Origin of the sequence: Xanthomarina sp. F2636L, from assembly GCF_026410195.1 — a bacterium.
Lineage (GTDB): Bacteria > Bacteroidota > Bacteroidia > Flavobacteriales > Flavobacteriaceae > Xanthomarina.
This window is the reverse complement of the sequence record NZ_JAPMLM010000068.1, coordinates 462,115-482,631: the sequence shown is the minus strand read 5'-3', so window position 1 is coordinate 482,631 and position 20,517 is coordinate 462,115. Positions and strand designations below refer to the sequence as shown.

Here is a 20,517-nt window from a genome sequence, read left to right as displayed (position 1 = left end):
TATTTTATACAAAAATACAATAAGTATTATTTCTAATCAATTTTTTGTTTATTTTCAGTCAATTCCAATAATACCGAAACCAAAGGAGCAATGTATTTATTTGGTTCTCCGGCATCAAATTCTGGCACTTGGTAGGTTTTACCTTGATGCGTAATTTTTAAGGTTGCAATGGCAGCAGCATCTACAAATCTACGTTCTGAAGGAGCTTCTAAAGTTTTTAATTTTTCTAAATCTAAAGTTTTTACTTCCTTTAACAGCTTGTTCGTTTCTTCTTGAGAACAGGTTTTAGTACTAGGAGCAGAGCTTCTATCTTTTTGAAGAGATAGTTTTCCGTTTTCAAAAATATACTGATTATAAAAACCTCTGGTTGAAGAGGTGTATTCAATCCTATACATGTTTTCTTGAGCTAGTATTACATCAGAATTCTTAGAAGCTTTTATAAGAACAGCGTCTTTATTATATAAAGCTAATTCTTGATTTTTAAACTCGATGACATTTGCACTATTTAAAGCAGATAACATGTTCTGCTCCATCTTGTTGTCTGCATCCTGACAATGCATTCTAGTAGTTGCTAAAGGACCAAATGCGATGGAGTCTCCATCCAATTTATAAGTTCCTGTAAATCTATTACATCCAGAAAAGCCTGAAACTGTGTTCGTGTTTTCGTCAAATTGTATGCTTAATTTTTCTTGAGAAAAATTGTTTTCTCCGATGTTGGTTACATAATACGTTCCGGAAATTTGTTCCATTGTTTCTTTGTTAGTATCCATGGCATTTACATCTTTAGAATTGCCGCAAGACATGATAGTGAAAACGCTAAGTAATATGGTTAAATATTTCATTCTATTATTTTTATTAAGTTTTAATAATAAAAGATACAAAAAGGAAGCCAAAGTAATTATGCTAACATCATTTTTGCTTTCTTAACACCCTCTACTAAGGCATCCACTTCTTCTTTATTGTTATAAAATGCAAACGACGCTCTAACCGTTCCTGGTATTTTAAAATAGGCCATAATAGGTTGTGCACAATGGTGCCCAGTTCTTACGGCAATTCCTAACTTATCTAGGATGGTTCCCACATCGTAGGGATGAATTCCTTCTAAATTAAAGGAAATAACCGACGTTTTATTTTTTAAGGCTGAATCGCTCGGGCCATAAATTTTTAAACCTTCTATTTCCAAGAGTTTTTTAGTAGCATATTCTAAAAGCTCATGTTCATAGGTTTCGATATTATCAAAACCAATGGTATTTAAATAATCTATAGCTGCACCAAAAGCAATGCCTCCGCAAATGTTAGGCGTTCCTGCTTCAAATTTATGTGGTAATCCAGCATAGGTTGTTTTTTCGAAAGTCACTTCAGCAATCATTTCGCCACCTCCTTGATAAGGTGGTAATTTGTTAAGCCATGCTTCCTTTCCGTAAAGCATTCCAACACCCGTTGGGCCACACATTTTATGAGCAGATACTACATAAAAGTCGACATCAAGTGCTTGCACATCTGGTTTTACATGAGGACAAGCTTGCGCGCCATCTATTAAAACAGCTGCATTGACTGCATGTGCTTTTTTAATGATTTCTTCTATAGGATTAATGGTTCCTATGGCATTTGAAATGTGATTTACAAAAACGAGTTTGGTTTTTTCTGAAAGTAGTTTGTCGTATTCAGCCATGACTAGTTCTCCAGAATCATTCATAGGAATTACCTTAAGAATAGCTCCAGTTTTTTCGCATAACATTTGCCAAGGCACAATATTACTATGATGTTCTAGGGCTGAAACAAGAACTTCATCTCCCTTTTTTAGTAAAGAAGCAAAACCATGTGCTACTAAATTAATGCTTTCTGTAGTGCCCGAAGTCATAATAATTTCATGGGCATGTTTGGCATTAAAATGATGTTGAATTTTATGTCTGGCTTCTTCGTATTTGTCTGTTGCTTCTTGACTTAATGTATGGACACCTCTATGTATATTGGCATTGTAGTTTGTATAATATTCTACAATTGTATCTATTACTTGTATAGGGGTTTGCGAGGTCGCACCATTATCTAAGTACACTAATGGTTTACCATGTACTTTTCTTGAAAGTATTGGGAAATCTTTTCTTATGGATTCTATGTTGAACATAGTCTAATTTTTTAGCCCAGATTGAGGCATTTGTTGAAGCTCTTTTTTATAGATAGAACTTTATAAAAGTTCTATCTATAAAAAAAAGCGACTGCCGAAAGCTGGAAATAGCTCCAAATAATTATAATATTAGGTTCCTTTCTTGGTAAAAATTAAAGGTCAAACCCAATGTTAATACCTAATTTGTTAGCTATAATTTTAGTGATTCGTTGTTTAATTTCTGGAATTTTAACTGAATTCAATACATTATTACTAAAAGCATACATTAATAAAGCTTTCGTTTCCTTCTTGGGAATACCTCTTGATTGCATGTAAAATAAAGCGCTTTCATCCAATTGCCCTATGGTACAACCATGAGAACATTTAACATCGTCTGCAAAAATCTCTAATTGTGGTTTTGTATTAATTGATGCTTTATCGCTTACTAAAATGTTGTTGTTTGCTTGAAACGCATTCGTCTTTTGAGCCTCTTTGTTTACAAGTACTTTTCCGTTGAAAACTCCTGTAGAACTATCGTCGTAAATTCCTTTATAATCTTGGTGACTTTCGCAATTTGGTTCGATATGGTGCACCAAAGTGTTGTGGTCTACATGTTGTTTGTTACCAATAATTGTTACACCTTTCATGGTAGAGTCTATACGTTCCCCATTTTGATAAAATTCTAGGTTGTTTCTGGTTAATTTTCCACCAAAAGAAAAGGTGTGAACGGAACATACACTTTCTTGCTTCTGATTGATATATGTGCTATCTATTAAAGATGCATGTTCGTTATCGTTTTGAATTTTATAATAATCTACAATTGCGCGTTTGTTTGCAAAAATTTCTGTCACAGAGTTTGTTAAAACAGGATTATCTGTTAAACTTTGGTGACGTTCTATAATTTGTACATGCGAATTCTCGTTTACTACTATTAAGTTTCTCGGTTGATTCATTAATGCAGCTTCATTCCCTGTTGAAAAATGGATAATCTGGATGGGTTTATCCACCATTTTATTTTTAGGAATTTGAATATAAGCGCCTTCTCTGGAAAAAGCAGTGTTTAAAGATGTTAAACTGTCTTTAGGAGCTATTTTATTAAAATAGTTATCTATTACTAACTGATATTTAGGTTTGTTTAAAGCTGAAGACATTAAGCAAACATCAATCCCATCGTGTGTTGTTTCCGAGAGGTGAGATGAATATTTACCATCTATAAATACAATTTTATAACTATCAATTTCATGAATAAAGTACTTCTTAACATCGTTGTATTCAACGTTTTTTTCATGTTTTGGAAACACGCTATAATCATGTTTTAAAACACTATTTAAAGAAGTATATTTCCAAGCCTCGTCTTTTTTAGATGGAAATCCTTCGTTTTCAAATACTTTTATGGCTTCGCTCCTTACATCGTGAACGCGTGAATCTAAATCCACTTCATTTTCAAATGCTAAAAAGGAGGATATGAGTTTTTCTTTTAATTCCATTTAATTAAGTTTTCAGTCATCTGTAGTACAGTTCAATAATTTTGAGTCTACTAGAGAATGCTGTTTGCTATTTTACATTTTAAAAGCTTTGCTATTGCAGTTTTAAGCTTGCATGAGCTTACTTAAAACGGTAAATAATTTATGCGTTTGCTTTTTCTTTAATCCAATCGTAACCTTTTTCTTCTAACTCTAATGCTAATTCTTTACCACCAGATTTTACAATTCTACCTTCGTGTATAACATGTACAAAGTCTGGAACTATATAATCTAAAAGTCTTTGGTAATGCGTAATTACAATAACAGCATTGTCTTTGCTCTTTAGTTTGTTAACGCCATTTGCAACAATTCTTAAGGCGTCGATATCTAAACCAGAATCTGTTTCATCCAAAATAGCTAACTTAGGATTTAACATAGCCATTTGAAAAATTTCATTACGTTTTTTCTCTCCTCCAGAAAACCCTTCGTTTAAAGAACGAGATAAGAATTTTCTATCAATTTCTAATAACTCAGCTTTTTCGCGAATTAGTTTTAGCATTTCATTGGCTGGCATATCTTCCAAACCTTTTGCTTTACGAGTTTCGTTAATAGCTGTTTTTATAAAGTTGGTTACAGAAACTCCAGGAATTTCTACAGGATATTGAAACGATAAGAAAACCCCTCTATGAGCGCGCTCGTCAGGACCTAATTCGTCTATATCCTCATCGAAGAATAGAATTTCTCCATCTGTTACTTCGTATTCTTCTTTTCCAGCTATTACAGAAGCCAAGGTGCTTTTTCCAGAACCGTTTGGCCCCATGATAGCATGAACTTCTCCTGGGTTTATTTCTAAATTTATGCCTCTTAAAATGGCTTTATCTTCAACACTTGCGTGTAAATTCTTAATTTTTAACATAATTATTTATTCAAAAAATTAAATTTCAAGCTTTGTTATTGCTTAAAATAATACTCAGTTTTTAGTTTATTTTTCAGATCCAAGAATAATATCTTCTTTATTAGGATCTGGTTGGCTAATAGTTATAATTTCTTTAATTTCAATACGAAATGGCCAGCCTTCTTCGCCATCAGGTTTTTGGATTATTTTTCCTCTTACTTCAACAGGAACCATATCTGTTTCCGATTTTTTATAAGGTTTTGCCATTTCGTCCAATTCATGCATTTTCTTGTTGATAACAACTCCATAAACTTCATGTGTTGTTTGTAATACAGCAGCATCTGAATAATACACGAAGTCTCCTTTTAATAAGGTGAGTCCTTTTATTTCTACAGCATCAATTTCAGTTTCAACAGCTTCATTTTTAGAATCGTTTTTGCAACTATAAAAGCTAGTTGCTACTAAGAATAGAATTAATAGTTTTTTCATTAATTAATTGTTTTTAGATCATTCAAATATTATACCCATAAATTTAGGACTGGTAAGTCTCTTAATAATTTTATCCAACAGATCCTTCTAACGAGATTTCCAATAGCTTTTGAGCTTCTATAGCAAACTCCATTGGAAGCTTGTTTAATACATCCTTACTAAATCCGTTTACAATAAGTGCAATGGCTTTTTCAGTATTGATTCCACGTTGGTTACAATAGAATAATTGGTCTTCTCCAATTTTACTAGTTGTAGCTTCGTGTTCTATTTGAGCTGATTTGTTTTTCGCTTCTATATAAGGGAAGGTATGTGCGCCACATTCGTTCCCCATTAATAAACTATCACATTGTGAGAAGTTACGAGCGTTATCTGCATTAGGACCTATTTTAACCAAACCTCTATAAGAGTTTTGCGATTTTCCTGCAGAAATTCCTTTAGAAATAATAGTTGATTTGGTGTTTTTACCTAAATGAATCATTTTGGTTCCTGTATCTGCCTGCTGAAAATTATTAGTAACAGCAATGGAGTAAAACTCACCTACAGAATTATCACCTTTTAATATACAACTTGGATATTTCCAGGTTACTGCTGATCCGGTTTCTACTTGTGTCCAAGAAATTTTTGCGTTTTTCTCACAAATCCCTCTTTTAGTTACAAAATTGTAAACGCCACCTTTCCCTTCGGCGTTTCCAGGATACCAGTTTTGAACGGTAGAATATTTTATTTCTGCACCATCTAAAGCAATAAGCTCTACAACAGCGGCATGCAATTGGTTTTCATCTCTACTTGGAGCTGTACAGCCTTCCAGATAACTTACATAACTATCTTCGTCAGCAATTAAAAGTGTGCGTTCAAATTGTCCTGTTCCTCCTTGGTTTATTCTAAAGTATGTAGATAATTCCATTGGGCAACGAACACCCTTTGGAATGTAGCAAAAACTACCATCACTAAATACTGCAGAATTTAAAGCGGCATAGAAATTATCTTTTTGTGGAACCACGGTTCCTATATATTTTTTAACTAAATCCGGATAATCTCTAATAGCTTCACTTATAGGACAAAAAATAATTCCTTTTTCGCCTAAGGTTTTCTTAAAAGATGTAGCTACAGAAACGGAGTCTATAACAATATCCATGGCTACTCCTGCAAGTTTTTTTTGTTCGTCTATTGAAATACCAAGTTTTTTAAAGGTGTCTAATAACTCCGGATCCACTTCGTCTAAACTGTCGTATTTAGGTTTTGTACTTGGTGCAGAATAGTAGGAGATAGATTGGAAGTCTGGTTTTTCATAATTGACATTAGCCCAATCTGGTTCTATCATTTCTTGCCAAGTGCGAAACGCTTCTAAGCGCCATTCAGTCATCCACTCTGGCTCTTCTTTTTTTAATGAAATAGCTCTCACTACGTCTTCATTTAAACCTATAGGGAATGTTTCCGACTCGATATCTGTAAAAAAACCATATTCGTATTCTTTGGTTTTTAGTTCTTCTCTTAAATCGTCTTCAGTATACTTGTTCATAATTAAAATTTAAAATTCAAAATTTAAAGTTGAGCTAATCCAGTTTGTATTAGCTCCTTTTAAACCACTCTTTTTAAGATAGCTCATAAATCACCAATCATTTTACTCAAGGGAATGACTTGATTTTTTTGATTTATTGAACGTCTCTGTTTCAATATGTTTTGATCTAAAACTCTATAAAGTTAAGATCTTGTTCTTCAGCTTAAGCTTTAGAAAAAGATAAGAATTGAATAAATTCTCTATTTACATTGCGCCCAAAGCTTTTCGCTATATTGTCCATAATAGAACCAGATAAACCGTCTATTTGGTTGTAGAACTTGTATTCCTTTCTTAAATCTGTATTTATAGCTATGGTATAGTTGTAATCGCAAAGAATTCTAGATAATTTCCAAATTTCTAAATCTTCAAACTGTTTTACCGTTGCCATAATTTTAAAACCTTAAACTTATAAGGAGAATGATTCACCACAACCACAAGTTCTATTGGCATTTGGATTGTTGAAAACAAAGCCAGCTCCATTTAAGCCACCCGAATATTCAAGCGTTGTTCCAATTAAGTATAGAAAACTTTTTTTGTCGACAATAATTCTTACGCCATTATCTTCAAAAACTTTATCTTCATCTTGTTTTTCTTTGTCGAATTTTAAATCGTAAGATAAACCAGAACATCCACCACTTTTAACACCAACACGCACAAAATCTGTAGTTGAATTATAACCATCATCGGACATAAGTTCTACTACTTTCTTTTTTGCAATTTCTGATACTTTAATCATAAGTTAAAATAGATTAATTCTAAATAGAAACGCAAAGATACAATATATGTCTAATTTTACCATGGAACATAACATTATATTAGCAAATAGTCTTATTGGTTTTTACTATCGAGTATAAAAGTATAAAAGGCTAATAAATAAAGGGTCTGTAAGCCATAACATGTAAGCGCTGTCAGCTTAAAAAAATGTAGATAATAACATTTGTTTTATTATCTATTTTTTAATTGCAACGGGTTGATTTGTTTTTAATAGTTATTTTTATCTGCTTATCAATAGAAGCTTCTTATTTTTGCATTATGATTGAAGATAAAAACCAGAATAAAACAGATTTAGGAAGCTTAGGTGAATTTGGTCTAATAGATCACTTAACCAAAAACTTTATTATAAAACATACATCAACCATAAAAGGCATTGGAGACGATGCTGCAGTTTTAGATTTTAAAAAGAAACAAGTGGTTGTTACTACGGATATGTTGGTGGAAGGCGTGCATTTTGATTTGAGTTACGCTCCTTTAAAACATTTGGGCTATAAAGCTGTTGTGGTAAATTTGTCTGATGTCTATGCTATGAATGCTGTTGCAACACAGGTAACAGTTTCTATAGCAGTATCTAATAGATTCCCATTAGAAGCATTAGAAGCACTTTATGCTGGAATTGAAACGGCTGCTAAAATTTACAATGTTGATGTTGTTGGTGGCGATACAACATCTTCAACAACAGGATTAATAATCTCTGTAACGGCTATTGGAATGGCCGATTCTGAAAATGTAGTTTACAGAAGTGGTGCAAAACCAAACGACTTATTGGTTGTAACTGGCGACTTAGGAGCTGCATATATGGGGTTGCAAGTCTTAGAACGAGAAAAGGAAGTGTTTAAGGTAAACCCTAATAACCAACCGGAACTTGATGCTTACACCTATATTATTGAAAGACAGTTAAAGCCTGAAGCCAGAAAAGATGTGGCAAAACTGCTTAAGGATTTAGATGTTAAACCAACTTCTATGATTGATATCAGCGATGGCCTATCTTCTGAAATCATGCACTTGTGCAAGCAAAGTAAAGTGGGTTGCGATTTGTATGAAAATAAAATTCCATTAGACCCTCAAGTTATTTCAACTTGTGAAGAATTTAATATAGATAGTACGACAGTTGCTTTAAATGGAGGAGAAGATTACGAATTGTTATTTACTATTTCGCAAGAAGATTTTCCAAAAATTAAAGATAATCCAAATTTTACCGTCATAGGATTTATGAAGGAAGCGTCTGCAGGTATGCATTTAATTACAAGAGCAGAAACAAGTATTCCAATAAAAGCACAAGGCTGGACTTCGTTTAATAATCAGTAGATACTTGAGCAGCTTTCTTTTTCTTTTTTCTATGAATAGAATGTAAAAGAGAATTAATTTCTTTTTGTTTTGAAGTTAAAGGGGTTAAATCACCATTCTCGTTAGTGGACATTTGTTTTTTACAATGAATGCATTGAAATTCACTAACATGATTGGTCACTTTTTTAGTTTCTTTAAAATCATGACCTACGAGGGAACAAATCAGATTTTTCATATAAATTGCTATTAATTAAATATTAATATAAGTAATCCAAGGAAGACTTTAAGTATCAATTTCAATAAATCGATGAAACGAGCGATTTGTTCTTTAAGCGCATCATTCGTCTATTGTAAAAATCTTCTAACGAACTATTTATTTCTTTGTACTTAGGAGTGAGTTCTGTTAGGTTTCCGTTACTATTTGTTGTTAATTGTTTTTTACAACACTTGCACGTGTATTCTTTTACATGGGAAGTTACTTTTTTTGAAACTCGATAATTGTGTCCAAAGACATCACAATATATCTTAAGTGGCGTTAGGTAGGATGTAGTTTTTTTCATTTTTAGTTAGATTGGGAACCCTAACTTAGACATAAAATTCAAAATAACAGCTAAAAAGCAATTAATTTTCGATGAAATGCAATAGCTTGTAGGCTAAATCCTTCTTATTTTCAATATGGCTCATATGTCCTTCAGAAAATTCTGCAATATCAACATCTGTGTTTTCTAATAATTTTTTCACTGTTGTTGCTTCTAAAATAGGGTCTTTTTTACCAATGATTAAAAGTTTTTTTATAGGAAGGTTTTTAAAAAGATCTGTTTTGTCTTTTCGTGTTTTCATGCCTTCATTTGCAGCCATATAACCTTGAATGGAAGTTTTTAGCGCATCCTTTAATGCGGCTTCCAATTCAGTTTTATATAGCTCCTTGCTCTCCGGACTAAATAAATTAGTAAAAGACATTCTAACTAAGTTTTCAAAATTAGTTTTCGCCATGTTATTGGCTCTTGTCCTTAATATTTTTCGCTCTTCATCATCTGCAAGAAATGTTGAATTCATTAAGCATAGTCCATTTATGGCCAATGGATGTTTTTCAGCAAATGCTAAAGCTACATAGCCACCCATAGAATGACCTATAAGAATTGGATTTTTAATTTCTAGGGTGTTTAATACAGCTTCAACAGCTTCAGCCATAAGTTCCATACTATGAATGTAACCAAGACTTCCTGTTTGCCCATGTCCCAGTAAATCTATTGCAATAACTCTATGGCGCTTTGAGATTTCGGGAATTAAATGGTTCCACATGCTACTGTTTTCAAGGAAGCCATGTAATAAAATAATGGGTTTGCCAATGCCTTGATCTGTATAAAAAACAAGGATGCCTTTATGTTCTAAAATCATTTTTAAACTATCTTGTGCAAAGATAAAAAGTCTTAATAGCTTGAAGATGCAATAATCAATTAATTACGTTAAAACAAATAAGTAAATGCAACCTTCTGCTAAACAATAATTTATGAGTAAAACAAAAGAAGTATTTATAACAGCATTTGCACTTTTCTCGTTGCTTTTTGGTGCGGGAAACCTAATACTTCCTCCTTATTTAGGCTTTAAATCTGGAGAATACTGGATTTTGGTAGCCATTGGATTCTCAATCACTGCTGTATTTATTCCAGTGCTTGGAGTTTTTGCTCATGCCAAATTACAAGGTACCATGTACGACTTTGGTAAAAAAGTATCTCCATTATTTAGTTCTATTTATTGTTTTGTGGTTTACCTAATTGCAATTTCTTTACCTGGACCAAGAACAGCTTCTGTAACACATGAAATGGCTATCGCACCTTTTTTTAATTCTAATGCATTATTAACAAGTACTATTTATTTTCTATTGGTATTTGTTTTTGTAATGAATAGGAGTAAGATATTGGATATAATTGGAAAATTTTTGACTCCTTTAATTGGTGTTATTTTATTAAGTATTATAGGTGTTGGCCTTGTAACATCTCCTTTTGAAGTAAGTAAAACTATTGTAACATCTCCGTTTTCTGAAGGGATTCTTGAGGGCTATCAAACGTTTGATGCTATTGGAGCAGTTGTAGTTGGAGCAGTTATAGTAATTTCACTTAATTTAAAAAAGAATAAAACTTTTGAAGAGAAAAAGGATTTAATAACAAAATCTGGCTGGTTGGCAGGTTTTGGACTTATAGTTATTTATGCAGGATTAATTTTAAGTGGTTCTTTGTTTCAAAGTGAATTTTCTTTTGATACAAGTAGAACTGATGTTTTAATAGGGTTAAGCAATTTAACTCTAGGACATGTTGGTTCTGTGTTTTTAAGTGTGTTAATAGCTTTAGCTTGTTTTACAACAGCTGTAGGGGTTGTTACTGGAACCTCTGATTATATTAAAGGATTATTTAAAGGCTCACAAACAGCTTATCTTTTAACGGCTGTTTTAGGTTGTATTATTGGAGTTGTTGTTGGAAGTTATAATGTTGGATTTATTATAGACATTGCTTTGCCAGCACTAATGTTTATTTATCCAATAACTATTGTGCTAATTATTTTAAATGTATTGCCTGAAAAATACGCTTCAATATTAGTGTTTAGAGCAGTTGTATTAATAACCTTTTTGTTTAGTATTTCAGATTTTTTAAAGTATTTAGTGCCTTTAGATGATGTTGAATACCTTATAGGTTTAATTCCGTTGGCTAAATATAGTTTAGCATGGGTTTTACCAGCAATTATAACATTTGTTTTAATAAATATTATCAGGAAAAAATTAAAATAAGGTCATTAAAAATTAGTTGAATTACCTTAATGAAGAGAGTAAGATAGTTGAAAATTTACACCATAATCATTTGTAGATGCTGCGTCAGCAGGTGGCTTGCTGTCGTAGGTGTAATAAAATTTTAAGCCAACTTTAAAATTATCATTTAAGAGATTGATTTTTGGATTTAAGTTAAATACAGCTCGATGTCTGCCTGAATCTGTAAAATAGGGGAGATAACTAATATCCGAATCGACCCATAATTTAGGGGCTTTATATTTATAAACCCTCCAAACTACCTGAAAAATAGCCGCAATATCATCTTGTTCCGAAATTTCCCCATAAGGTATTTCGTGAGTAAGATTGATGCCTGATCCTGCGTACAGCCTATTCCAATTGTTATAAGATAAATCTTTTAATCCCATTAAATTAACTCCCCATCTTTCTTTTATACCTAATTCGGAGTTTTGACTAAATGCTAAAGCTAATTGTGTTGACCAACCATCCTTTAATAATCTTTGCCATGCGAGGCTTACATCTGCTTTTCTCGACCCTAAAGTATCTGCTTGATAGGTGTTGTTTTCATCCCATTCTGCCTCAAAATAGGCTTTCTTTTTTCGGTAATTTAAATTTCCGGAAAAGGCTAAGCTTCCAATATCACTACCTTTAGAGTAATTAAATCCTAGGCTAAAATTTCCGCTAATCCTTAACCAAAAACTATTTTTTATAGGATAGATTTCTACAATATCGCTTAAATGAACTAATATTTTGTCAGTTTTGGTTATTATAAATACAGTTCCAGGATTGTCCGAAGCATCCAAGGATCCAAAATAGACAGCATCATTTTTTAATTTAATTTCGAATTGTTTTTTTGAAATAATAGTACTTACTTTAATTTCTTCTAAACTGATAGTGCCCATGCCATCCATTTTCCATGAGAATACACCATAAGCTAAGTTTTTTAATTCACCCGTAAGAATATTCTTGTTTACATGATAAATAGTATCATTTTTTTGAGATAAAACCTCATTTAAGGGCATAATTAAAAACGTAACAAGTAGAAAGTAATAAGGTTTAAATTTATTCAAGTTTTTATTATTTCGAAAGTAAAAAAGTAAATTTAAACTTTAATTGATAAGTTTTTACAAAATAGTTTAAAAATAAAAAAACCTTATAAGCATTGTTCTCATAAGGTTTTAGTATGTTATTTTATGATGGCATTATTTACAATAAAATGACATTAGGAAATTAATCTTTTATTTATTCATTAAATCTTCAATTTCATCGGCTTCAATTGGAATGTTTTTCATTAAATTATATGGTTCCCCTTTTTCTTGTATAACAACATCGTCTTCCAATCTAATTCCGAAGCCTTCTGCTGGGATATAAATACCAGGTTCTACTGTAAATACCATGTTGGCTTGCATAGGTTCTGTTAAAATACCGTAATCATGAGTGTCTAATCCCATGTGGTGAGACGTACCGTGCATAAAATATTTTTTATATGCTGGCCACTCTGGGTTTTCATTTTTCACATCAGTTTTATCAAGTAACTTCAAGTCCAATAACTCTGAAGTCATTATTTTTCCAACTTCTACATGGTATTCTGCCCAAGTAGCTCCGGGAACTAATAATTTAGTAGCTTCATTTTTCACTCGGTTTACAGCGTTGTAAACCTCTTTTTGTCTTTTAGTAAATTTTCCAGAAACTGGAATTGTTCGGCTCATATCGCTCGAGTAATTAGCATATTCGGCTCCAACATCTAACAATACTAAGTCTCCAGCTTGACATTGCTGATTGTTCTCAATATAATGTAAAACATTGGCGTTGTTTCCAGAGGCAATTATAGGTGTGTATGCAAAGCGTCTTGAACGGTTTCTTATAAACTCATGAATAAACTCTGCTTCCATTTCATGTTCCCATACGCCAGGTTTTAGAAAACCTAAAACGCGTCTAAAACCCTTCTCTGTAATATTGCAGGCTTCTTGAATTAAATCTAATTCTATTTGGTCTTTAACTGAACGTAAACGTTGTAAAATAGGGTTGCTTTTTGCTACCCCATGTGCAGGATACTTTTCTCTCAACCACTTATTAAAACGAGCTTCTCTAGTTTCTGTTACAACATTGGCTCTGTAATGTTCGTTGGTATTAATATAAACAGTATCTGCTTGAGACATCAGCTCATGCATGACTTTTTCAAAATCCTGAAGCCAATAAACAGTTTTTATTCCAGATGTTTTAAAAGCAGCCTCTTTGTCAAGTTTAGCGCCTTCCCAAACCGCAATATGATCGTTGGTTTCGGTAAGGAATAAAATTTCTCTATGATTTTCTTTCGGGCAATCAGGAAATAAAACTAATATGCTTTCATCCTGATCCACACCACTTAAATAGAAAATATCTCTATTTTGCTCGAAGGGCATGGTGCTATCTGCACCTATAGGATAAATGTCATTAGAGTTAAAAACAGCCAAACTATTTGGGTTCATTTTAGCTGTAAAATTTTCACGGTTTTTTATAAAGAGTTTGTTGTTAATTGGATGGTATTTCATGGAATATTATTTTTTATTTTCGATGTTCAGAAACCTTAATTAATTACTAATTATCAAAAATACGGATTTCCTTTTAGTCAATAAAAAAGACCAATCTATTTATAATAATTTTAACTGAAACATACTAATTTCACCCTTTTTTGAGTAATTAATAAATAATTTCATTAAAAATAGTTGTTTTGATATTTAAAAATCTTAAAAACCCCAAATTATGAAACTGTTTAAGCCTCTTTTGTTAGTGTTTTTAATCTTCATATTATCTTGTGATAAAGAAGAGTCTGATGAACTTTGTTGTGGTCCAGTCCAGAAAAACTTAATTATCAAATTAAAATTCGATCCAAATCAAGAACGATTAGATAATTTTGGACAACCAGCAAACATTCCTGTTGGAAATGCAGCACAGTCGCCAACAATTTCTAGAATGAGTGCTAATTATATAGAATTTGCACCACATGCTTTAACCGCTTTAGGTGCCGGAGAAGTTATTTTTAAAGGCGAAGAAACAACTGCAGGTGGAAGTCGTGCCATCGACTTTCAAAAAGCCACTTTTGCTGGAGATAACGAGGTTTTTATGAAGATTCCCTTAGATCAAGTAACTCCAGGTGAATACAATTGGGTTCGTGTCTCTTTAGCTTATCAAGAAGGAAATATTGATTTGTTGGTAAATGGCATTGATTACACTGGAACTTTAGCCAGTTTTGTTGGCTTTAAAAGCTATATTTCAAGCTTCAATTTAAATGAAAGTATGTTTGATATTCATGCTAATAAACTGCAAGGGTTTTGGGCTTTTGAGACTCAAGGGTTCACGTCTCAAGGACAGGCTCCTGAAGGTGCAACCACAGTTCCAAACCCATTGTTTGGCTCATCTCCAATTCCTCAAGGATCTTGCGTAGTAACTGGTCAATTTGAAAACGGATTTACTATTTCAGGAGATGAAACCGAAGATGTGGAGGTAACGTTATCCTTCTCAATAAACAATAGTTTTGAATGGACCGAAGTAAATGCTGATGGAAAATATGAGCCTGAAGCTGGGGAGCAGGTTGTAGATATGGGACTTAGAGGATTAATTCCTGTGGTAAATTAAATTCACCAGATATATGTGGCTGGTTGAATTCTTAGCTCAAACATATATATTGTAATTAATAGGCTTGTTTTAATTAAAATGATTCTAAATACTCATTTTAGATTGTTACAACTTTGTCTAAATCTTATTTGAAGTGTATCTTTGTTAGATAAAAATTAAACTTCAACAATGAGCGGAATTTTGAATTCTTCGATTGGAAGAAAATTTGCCATGGCACTTTCGGCATTCTTCCTAATGATATTTTTAGTACAACACTTTGCAATAAACTTATTATCTGTATGCAACAGTGAAACTTTTAATGAGGTTTCTCATTTTATGGGAACCAATTGGTTAATCCAATATGTTATGCAGCCTATATTATTAATTGGGGTGTTATTTCATTTTATTATGGGTTTTGTTCTAGAAATTAAAAACAAGGGTGCTAGAAAAATTAGCTATGTAAAAAATAATGGAAATGCGAATTCTACTTGGATGAGCAGAAACATGATTTATAGCGGTTTATTTATCTTAATCTTCTTAGTGATTCATTTTTTAGATTTTTGGTTTCCAGAAATTAATATAAAATATATCCAAGGAGATACGTCTGGATTAATCGATCCAAATAATGCAGAAAGTGGTTTGCGCTACTATGAAGAGTTACAACATAAGTTTGTTCCTGTTTGGCGTGTTGCTTTATATTGTATTGGTTTTGTGTTTTTATCACTTCACCTATTACATGGTTTTAGTTCTGCTTTCCAATCTGTTGGAGCAAATAACAAATACACAAAAGGATTAAGAGGTTTTGGAAAAGCTTATGCTATTTTAATTCCATTAGGGTTTATTATTATTGCCTTATTCCATCACTTTAATCAATAAAAAATTATATCTAATATGGCTTTAGATTCTAAAATACCAGAAGGTCCAATTGCAGACAAATGGACAAACTATAAAAATAATATCAATCTTGTTAATCCAGCAAACAAACGTAATATAGATGTTATTGTGGTTGGAACAGGATTAGCAGGAGGTTCTGCTGCTGCTACTTTAGCAGAGTTAGGATATAATGTAAAAGCATTTTGCTTTCAAGATTCCCCAAGACGTGCCCACTCTATTGCAGCTCAAGGAGGAATTAACGCAGCAAAAAACTACCAAGGTGATGGCGATTCCACTTACAGATTATTTTACGATACTGTAAAAGGAGGCGATTACCGTTCTCGTGAAGCAAACGTGTATCGTTTGGCTGAAGTTTCAGCAAATATTATTGACCAATGTGTGGCTCAAGGGGTTCCTTTTGCTCGTGAATACGGAGGTTATTTAGACAACCGCTCGTTTGGAGGTGTACTTGTATCAAGAACCTTTTATGCGGCTGGACAAACCGGACAACAATTGCTTTTAGGAGCTTATTCTGCTATGAACCGTCAAATTGGACGTGGTAAAATTAAAATGTACAACCGTCATGAAATGCTAGACGTTGTAATTATTGATGGAAAAGCAAGAGGGATTATAACACGTAACTTAATTACTGGCGAAATAGATAGACATTCAGCTCATGCTGTTGTGCTTGGAACTGGAGGTTATGGAAACGTATTCTTTTTATCTACCAACGCTATGGGTTCTAATGTAACGGCTGCTTGGAAAGCACACAAACGTGGCGCTTACTTTGCAAACCCGTGTTACACGCAAATTCACCCTACCTGTATTCCTGTTTCCGGAGACCACCAATCAAAATTAACTTTGATGTCTGAGTCTTTAAGAAACGACGGACGTATTTGGGTGCCTAAAAGAAAAGAAGATGTAGAAGCAGTGAGATCTGGGAAATTAAAACCTGTAGATATTCCTGCTGAAAATAGAGATTATTACTTAGAACGTAGATATCCGGCGTTTGGAAATCTTGTGCCTCGTGATGTGGCGTCTCGTGCTGCTAAAGAACGTTGCGATGCTGGTTTTGGTGTAAATGCAACAGGAGAAGCTGTATTTTTAGACTTTGCTTCAGCCATAGAACGTTATGGAAAAGAGCAAGCAACAGTTAGACATTTAGATGCAAACGATACTGCTTTAGTAACTAAACTAGGAAAAGAAGTGGTTAAAAATAAATACGGAAACCTATTCCAGATGTACGAGAAAATTGTAGATCAAAATCCGTATGAAACTCCAATGATGATTTACCCTGCAGTACATTATACTATGGGTGGTCTTTGGGTAGATTATAATTTAATGACAACCGTTCCTGGTTTGTACTGTATTGGTGAAGCTAACTTCTCTGATCATGGAGCAAACAGGTTAGGAGCTTCGGCTTTAATGCAAGGATTGGCTGATGGTTATTTTGTATTGCCTTACACAATTGGTGATTATTTAGCGAACGATATTAGAACGGGAGAAATCTCAACAGATTCTAAAGAATTTGAGCAAGTTGAAAAAGATGTAAGAGATAGAATAGACCATTTAATAAACAATAACGGGAAACATACAGTAGACCACTTCCACAAGAAACTTGGAAAAATTATGTGGAATAAAGTAGGAATGGCCAGAAATGTTCAAGGACTAACAGAAGCTCTACAAGAAATAAAAGAACTACGCGAGGAGTTTTGGAAAGATGTAAGAGTTCCTGGAACTAACGACGAGTTTAACGATGAACTTGCAAAAGCAGGTCGTGTGGCAGATTACCTAGAATTAGGTGAATTATTTGCTAAGGACGCCTTACATAGAGAGGAATCTTGTGGAGGACACTTTAGAGAAGATGCGGTTGAAGAAAGTGGAGAACAAAAAGGTGAAGCGAAACGTGACGATGAGAATTTTGCATACGTTGCTGCCTGGGAGTATAAAGGAGACCCAAGTGCTGCCGTTCTTCATAAAGAAGATTTAGAATTTAAAGATATTGAATTAAAACAAAGAAGTTACAAATAGGAAAGCTATGAATTTAACGTTGAAAATATGGCGTCAGAAAAACGCTAACGATAAAGGAAAATTGGTTGATTATCCAGTCAGTGATATTTCTCCAGATATGTCTTTCCTTGAAATGTTAGACGTATTAAACGAAGATTTAATAAATAAAGGTGAAGAACCAATTGCTTTCGATCACGATTGTCGTGAAGGAATCTGTGGAATGTGTTCGCTTTATATTAATGGAGAAGCTCACGGTCCAGATAGAGGTGTTACCACTTGTCAACTACATATGCGTATGTTTAAAGATGGAGATACTATTTTTATCGAACCATTTAGAGCAGCAGCTTTTCCGGTAATTAAAGATTTAATAGTTGATAGAACTTCTTTCGATAGAATCCAGCATGCTGGAGGATTTATCTCTGTAAATACCTCAGGAAATACGATAGATGCCAATGCTATTCCAGTAAATAAGCACGATGCAGATACAGCTTTCGATGCTGCTACTTGTATTGGATGTGGAGCTTGTGTTGCTAGTTGTAAAAACTCGTCTGCTATGCTATTTGTCTCTGCTAAAGTATCTCAATTTGCCTTATTGCCACAAGGACAAGTAGAGGCTACAGATCGTGTTTTAAATATGGTAAAACAAATGGACGAAGAAGGTTTTGGTAACTGTACGAATACCGGAGCATGCGAAGTGGAATGTCCGAAAGGAATTTCCTTAGAAAGTATTGCTAGAATGAATAGAGAATACTTAAAAGCAAGTTTAAAAGGATAATGTCATTCAGAGCATTATTGAAATCAAAATATATTTTGATTGAAAATACTTAAACGTAGTTTAGAAGAATCTCTTATAAGTTAAAATCCCAAGCTATGTCTTGGGTTTTTTGTTTCTTTACAGTTCAATATTAGTCATGGAACATCCAAATACATTTTATAAAAACCAGTTAGAAAAACACCAACTTGCGGCAAAGGCTTTCAATAAAAAACTGTTAGGAATGAGCAGCCTAAGATTGCTTGTTTTTTTAGGAGTTGTCGCTGGAATATATGTCACTTTTAATTTTTGGCAGGTAGCAGTAGCTATTGGAATTATAGGGATTTCATTGTTTATTTTTCTGCTTTCAAAATATACAGATACCAAACGCTTAAGAGATGTTAGTAAGGCTTTGGTAGCTTTAAATGAAGAGGAAATTAAAATAGCGGCCGGAGATTTTCACCATAGAGAATCGGGGGAAACATTTATAAATCCCTTACATTATTATAGCTTAGATATCGATTTATTTGGAAGAGGCTCTTTCTTTCAGTTTGTAAATAGAACAAGTATTAATGAAGGTGCTGAAAAATTAGCAGGAACCTTAACTTCAAATCAAATTGAAAACATTCCCTTAAAACAAAATGCCATCAAAGAGTTGGCTGATAAACCAGAGTGGCGCCAACAGTTTTCGGCAGTTGCTACTTTAATTGAAGCAGAAACTCGAGCTCTAAAAATTATTGAATGGTTAACATCTCACAAGTCATTTTTACCCAAAATAATGTCTTGGTTTCCTAAAGTTTTTTCCGTGGCATCCTTAGTAATGATTGCCCTTGGTATGTTTAAAATTATCGATTTGGGCTTTATTGGATATTGGTTAATTCTGGGCTTGCTAATTACAGGTTTATATTTAAAAAAGATCAATGTTTTAGCTGCAAATACCGATAAAGTACGAGATACCTTTAGACAATATGCTTTACTTCTAAATCAGATTGAATCTGAAAGTTTTTCGTCTGAATTATTAAAAAACAAGCAAGCCCATATTCAACAAGAGCAAAAAAAAGCTTCTGAGATTTTCTCTCAGTTTTCAAAATATTTGGATGCTTTAGACAATAGGAATAACCTTATTTCTGCCATTTTTGGCAACGGGTTTTTCTTGTCAGATTTAAAAAATGCCTACAGAATAGAGCAGTGGATCTCTCAATATAAAACCACCGTGGCTAATTGGTTTGAAGTCGTTTCATTTTTTGATGCCTATAATACTTTAGGGAATTATGCTTTTAATCATCCGGATTATGTATTCCCGGAAATTGTTGAGAATAGTACGGTAATTGAAGCTGTAGATCTAGGCCATCCTTTATTGGATAAAAATAAACGTGTAGATAGTAATTTAGATATCCATAATCAAGAGTTTTTTATTGTAACCGGTGCTAATATGGCAGGAAAGAGTACCTTTCTTAGAACAGTTTCTTTACATATTGTAATGGCAAATGCAGGATTGCCTGTTTGTGCCAAGTCCAGTAAATACGCTCCTGTAAAACTGATTACAAGTATGCGTACCAGCGATTCTTTAACAGATGATAGCTCGTATTTCTTTTCAGAACTAACGAGACTTAAATTTATTGTAGATGAAATCTCAAAGGAACCGTATTTTATTATTCTGGACGAGATTTTAAAAGGTACAAACTCCACAGATAAAGCTATTGGCTCTAGAAAATTTGTAGAGAAATTAGTGGCTAGTAATGCTACTGGAATTATTGCTACCCACGATTTAAGTTTGTGTGAAATTTCTAAAGAATTACCAGACGTGAAAAATCACTTTTTTGATGCTCAAATTGTCAACGACGAACTCTTTTTCGATTATAAATTTAAGGATGGCATTTGCCAGAATATGAATGCGAGTTTCTTATTAAAGAAGATGGAGATTATTTAAATAAAAAAAC

Annotated in this window: 20 protein-coding genes; 7 read left to right on the top strand and 13 right to left on the bottom strand. The window is 33.2% G+C overall.

The genetic code is table 11. The features are described from left to right. Positions 1-32: 32 nt before the first annotated feature. The 8 genes from OS191_RS09610 to OS191_RS09575 all read right to left on the bottom strand — a co-directional run bounded on the left by OS191_RS09610 (position 33) and on the right by OS191_RS09575 (position 7,245). Complete coding sequence (locus OS191_RS09610) at positions 33-842, bottom strand: META domain-containing protein (RefSeq protein ID WP_267155475.1); 810 nt, start codon at positions 840-842, stop codon at positions 33-35. Between the two features lie 56 nt (positions 843-898). Continuing rightward, positions 899-2,125: an aminotransferase class V-fold PLP-dependent enzyme gene (locus OS191_RS09605; RefSeq protein ID WP_267155474.1), complete on the bottom strand. Its 1,227-nt coding sequence runs from the start codon at positions 2,123-2,125 to the stop codon at positions 899-901. A 152-nt stretch (positions 2,126-2,277) separates the two neighbouring features. Then, a complete protein-coding gene (gene sufD, locus OS191_RS09600) occupies positions 2,278-3,591 on the bottom strand; it encodes a Fe-S cluster assembly protein SufD (protein ID WP_267155473.1) in 1,314 nt (437 codons plus the stop codon). A 139-nt stretch (positions 3,592-3,730) separates the two neighbouring features. Then, positions 3,731-4,483 carry a Fe-S cluster assembly ATPase SufC gene (gene sufC, locus OS191_RS09595; RefSeq protein WP_267155472.1) on the bottom strand — a complete coding sequence of 251 codons (753 nt, stop codon included), beginning with the start codon at positions 4,481-4,483 and terminating at the stop codon, positions 3,731-3,733. A gap of 66 nt (positions 4,484-4,549) precedes the next feature. Beyond that, positions 4,550-4,951 carry a hypothetical protein gene (locus OS191_RS09590; protein WP_267155471.1) on the bottom strand — a complete coding sequence of 134 codons (402 nt, stop codon included), beginning with the start codon at positions 4,949-4,951 and terminating at the stop codon, positions 4,550-4,552. 70 nt (positions 4,952-5,021) lie between these two features. Next, a complete protein-coding gene (gene sufB / locus OS191_RS09585; protein ID WP_267155470.1) occupies positions 5,022-6,470 on the bottom strand; it encodes a Fe-S cluster assembly protein SufB in 1,449 nt (482 codons plus the stop codon). A gap of 202 nt (positions 6,471-6,672) precedes the next feature. Further along, positions 6,673-6,897 carry a four helix bundle protein gene (locus tag OS191_RS09580; protein ID WP_267155469.1) on the bottom strand — a complete coding sequence of 75 codons (225 nt, stop codon included), beginning with the start codon at positions 6,895-6,897 and terminating at the stop codon, positions 6,673-6,675. A gap of 18 nt (positions 6,898-6,915) precedes the next feature. Continuing rightward, entirely contained in the window at positions 6,916-7,245 is a 330-nt protein-coding gene (locus tag OS191_RS09575) for a HesB/IscA family protein (RefSeq protein ID WP_267155468.1), read from the bottom strand. Positions 7,246-7,541: 296 nt separating this feature from the next. On the opposite strand from OS191_RS09575, the gene thiL reads away from it, so the two are divergent. Next, positions 7,542-8,591 (top strand): thiamine-phosphate kinase, encoded by a 1,050-nt coding sequence (thiL, locus tag OS191_RS09570; protein WP_267155467.1) that lies wholly within the window; start codon positions 7,542-7,544, stop codon positions 8,589-8,591. Here the strand turns inward: thiL and OS191_RS09565 are convergent. From OS191_RS09565 to OS191_RS09555, 3 genes are all read right to left on the bottom strand, one after another. After that, positions 8,578-8,805 (bottom strand): DUF1660 family phage protein, encoded by a 228-nt coding sequence (locus OS191_RS09565; RefSeq protein ID WP_267155466.1) that lies wholly within the window; start codon positions 8,803-8,805, stop codon positions 8,578-8,580. The genes thiL and OS191_RS09565 overlap by 14 nt on opposite strands. Before the next feature lie 61 nt (positions 8,806-8,866). Then, complete coding sequence (locus OS191_RS15615; RefSeq protein ID WP_267155465.1) at positions 8,867-9,130, bottom strand: DUF1660 family phage protein; 264 nt, start codon at positions 9,128-9,130, stop codon at positions 8,867-8,869. Positions 9,131-9,191: 61 nt separating this feature from the next. Further along, entirely contained in the window at positions 9,192-9,968 is a 777-nt protein-coding gene (locus tag OS191_RS09555; RefSeq protein WP_267155464.1) for an alpha/beta fold hydrolase, read from the bottom strand. Between the two features lie 112 nt (positions 9,969-10,080). Here OS191_RS09555 and brnQ point away from each other — a divergent pair, with 112 nt between their 5' ends. Next, positions 10,081-11,352, top strand: coding sequence for a branched-chain amino acid transport system II carrier protein (gene brnQ / locus OS191_RS09550; RefSeq protein WP_267155463.1), 1,272 nt, complete (start codon positions 10,081-10,083; stop codon positions 11,350-11,352). A gap of 26 nt (positions 11,353-11,378) precedes the next feature. On the opposite strand, the gene OS191_RS09545 is transcribed toward brnQ, so the two are convergent. Continuing rightward, on the bottom strand, positions 11,379-12,419 hold the full coding sequence (locus OS191_RS09545; protein ID WP_267155462.1) for a DUF481 domain-containing protein: 1,041 nt from the start codon (positions 12,417-12,419) through the stop codon (positions 11,379-11,381). Between the two features lie 168 nt (positions 12,420-12,587). After that, positions 12,588-13,880 carry an aminopeptidase P family protein gene (locus OS191_RS09540; protein ID WP_267155461.1) on the bottom strand — a complete coding sequence of 431 codons (1,293 nt, stop codon included), beginning with the start codon at positions 13,878-13,880 and terminating at the stop codon, positions 12,588-12,590. A 211-nt stretch (positions 13,881-14,091) separates the two neighbouring features. Between OS191_RS09540 and OS191_RS09535 the strand changes: the two genes are divergently transcribed. The 5 genes from OS191_RS09535 to OS191_RS09515 all read left to right on the top strand — a co-directional run bounded on the left by OS191_RS09535 (position 14,092) and on the right by OS191_RS09515 (position 20,507). Continuing rightward, entirely contained in the window at positions 14,092-14,964 is an 873-nt protein-coding gene (locus tag OS191_RS09535; RefSeq protein ID WP_267155460.1) for a hypothetical protein, read from the top strand. 168 nt (positions 14,965-15,132) lie between these two features. Continuing rightward, a complete protein-coding gene (locus OS191_RS09530) occupies positions 15,133-15,819 on the top strand; it encodes a succinate dehydrogenase cytochrome b subunit (protein ID WP_267155459.1) in 687 nt (228 codons plus the stop codon). 15 nt (positions 15,820-15,834) lie between these two features. Continuing rightward, positions 15,835-17,847, top strand: a complete 2,013-nt coding sequence (locus OS191_RS09525) for a fumarate reductase/succinate dehydrogenase flavoprotein subunit (RefSeq protein ID WP_267155458.1) — start codon at positions 15,835-15,837, stop codon at positions 17,845-17,847. A 7-nt stretch (positions 17,848-17,854) separates the two neighbouring features. Beyond that, positions 17,855-18,601 carry a succinate dehydrogenase/fumarate reductase iron-sulfur subunit gene (locus OS191_RS09520; protein ID WP_267155457.1) on the top strand — a complete coding sequence of 249 codons (747 nt, stop codon included), beginning with the start codon at positions 17,855-17,857 and terminating at the stop codon, positions 18,599-18,601. Positions 18,602-18,737: 136 nt separating this feature from the next. Next, positions 18,738-20,507, top strand: a complete 1,770-nt coding sequence (locus tag OS191_RS09515; RefSeq protein WP_267155456.1) for a MutS-related protein — start codon at positions 18,738-18,740, stop codon at positions 20,505-20,507. The last annotated feature ends 10 nt before the right edge of the window (positions 20,508-20,517 follow it).

Bases quoted from the DNA above. Each gene is read 5' to 3' on its own strand.
- OS191_RS09610 (WP_267155475.1), bottom strand. From the start codon at position 842: ATGAAATATTTAACCATATTACTTAGCGTTTTCACTATCATGTCTTGC.
- OS191_RS09605 (WP_267155474.1), bottom strand. From the start codon at position 2,125: ATGTTCAACATAGAATCCATAAGAAAAGATTTCCCAATACTTTCAAGA.
- sufD (WP_267155473.1), bottom strand. From the start codon at position 3,591: ATGGAATTAAAAGAAAAACTCATATCCTCCTTTTTAGCATTTGAAAAT.
- sufC (WP_267155472.1), bottom strand. From the start codon at position 4,483: ATGTTAAAAATTAAGAATTTACACGCAAGTGTTGAAGATAAAGCCATT.
- OS191_RS09590 (WP_267155471.1), bottom strand. From the start codon at position 4,951: ATGAAAAAACTATTAATTCTATTCTTAGTAGCAACTAGCTTTTATAGT.
- sufB (WP_267155470.1), bottom strand. From the start codon at position 6,470: ATGAACAAGTATACTGAAGACGATTTAAGAGAAGAACTAAAAACCAAA.
- OS191_RS09580 (WP_267155469.1), bottom strand. From the start codon at position 6,897: ATGGCAACGGTAAAACAGTTTGAAGATTTAGAAATTTGGAAATTATCT.
- OS191_RS09575 (WP_267155468.1), bottom strand. From the start codon at position 7,245: ATGATTAAAGTATCAGAAATTGCAAAAAAGAAAGTAGTAGAACTTATG.
- thiL (WP_267155467.1), top strand. From the start codon at position 7,542: ATGATTGAAGATAAAAACCAGAATAAAACAGATTTAGGAAGCTTAGGT.
- OS191_RS09565 (WP_267155466.1), bottom strand. From the start codon at position 8,805: ATGAAAAATCTGATTTGTTCCCTCGTAGGTCATGATTTTAAAGAAACT.
- OS191_RS15615 (WP_267155465.1), bottom strand. From the start codon at position 9,130: ATGAAAAAAACTACATCCTACCTAACGCCACTTAAGATATATTGTGAT.
- OS191_RS09555 (WP_267155464.1), bottom strand. From the start codon at position 9,968: ATGATTTTAGAACATAAAGGCATCCTTGTTTTTTATACAGATCAAGGC.
- brnQ (WP_267155463.1), top strand. From the start codon at position 10,081: ATGAGTAAAACAAAAGAAGTATTTATAACAGCATTTGCACTTTTCTCG.
- OS191_RS09540 (WP_267155461.1), bottom strand. From the start codon at position 13,880: ATGAAATACCATCCAATTAACAACAAACTCTTTATAAAAAACCGTGAA.
- OS191_RS09535 (WP_267155460.1), top strand. From the start codon at position 14,092: ATGAAACTGTTTAAGCCTCTTTTGTTAGTGTTTTTAATCTTCATATTA.
- OS191_RS09530 (WP_267155459.1), top strand. From the start codon at position 15,133: ATGAGCGGAATTTTGAATTCTTCGATTGGAAGAAAATTTGCCATGGCA.
- OS191_RS09525 (WP_267155458.1), top strand. From the start codon at position 15,835: ATGGCTTTAGATTCTAAAATACCAGAAGGTCCAATTGCAGACAAATGG.
- OS191_RS09520 (WP_267155457.1), top strand. From the start codon at position 17,855: ATGAATTTAACGTTGAAAATATGGCGTCAGAAAAACGCTAACGATAAA.
- OS191_RS09515 (WP_267155456.1), top strand. From the start codon at position 18,738: ATGGAACATCCAAATACATTTTATAAAAACCAGTTAGAAAAACACCAA.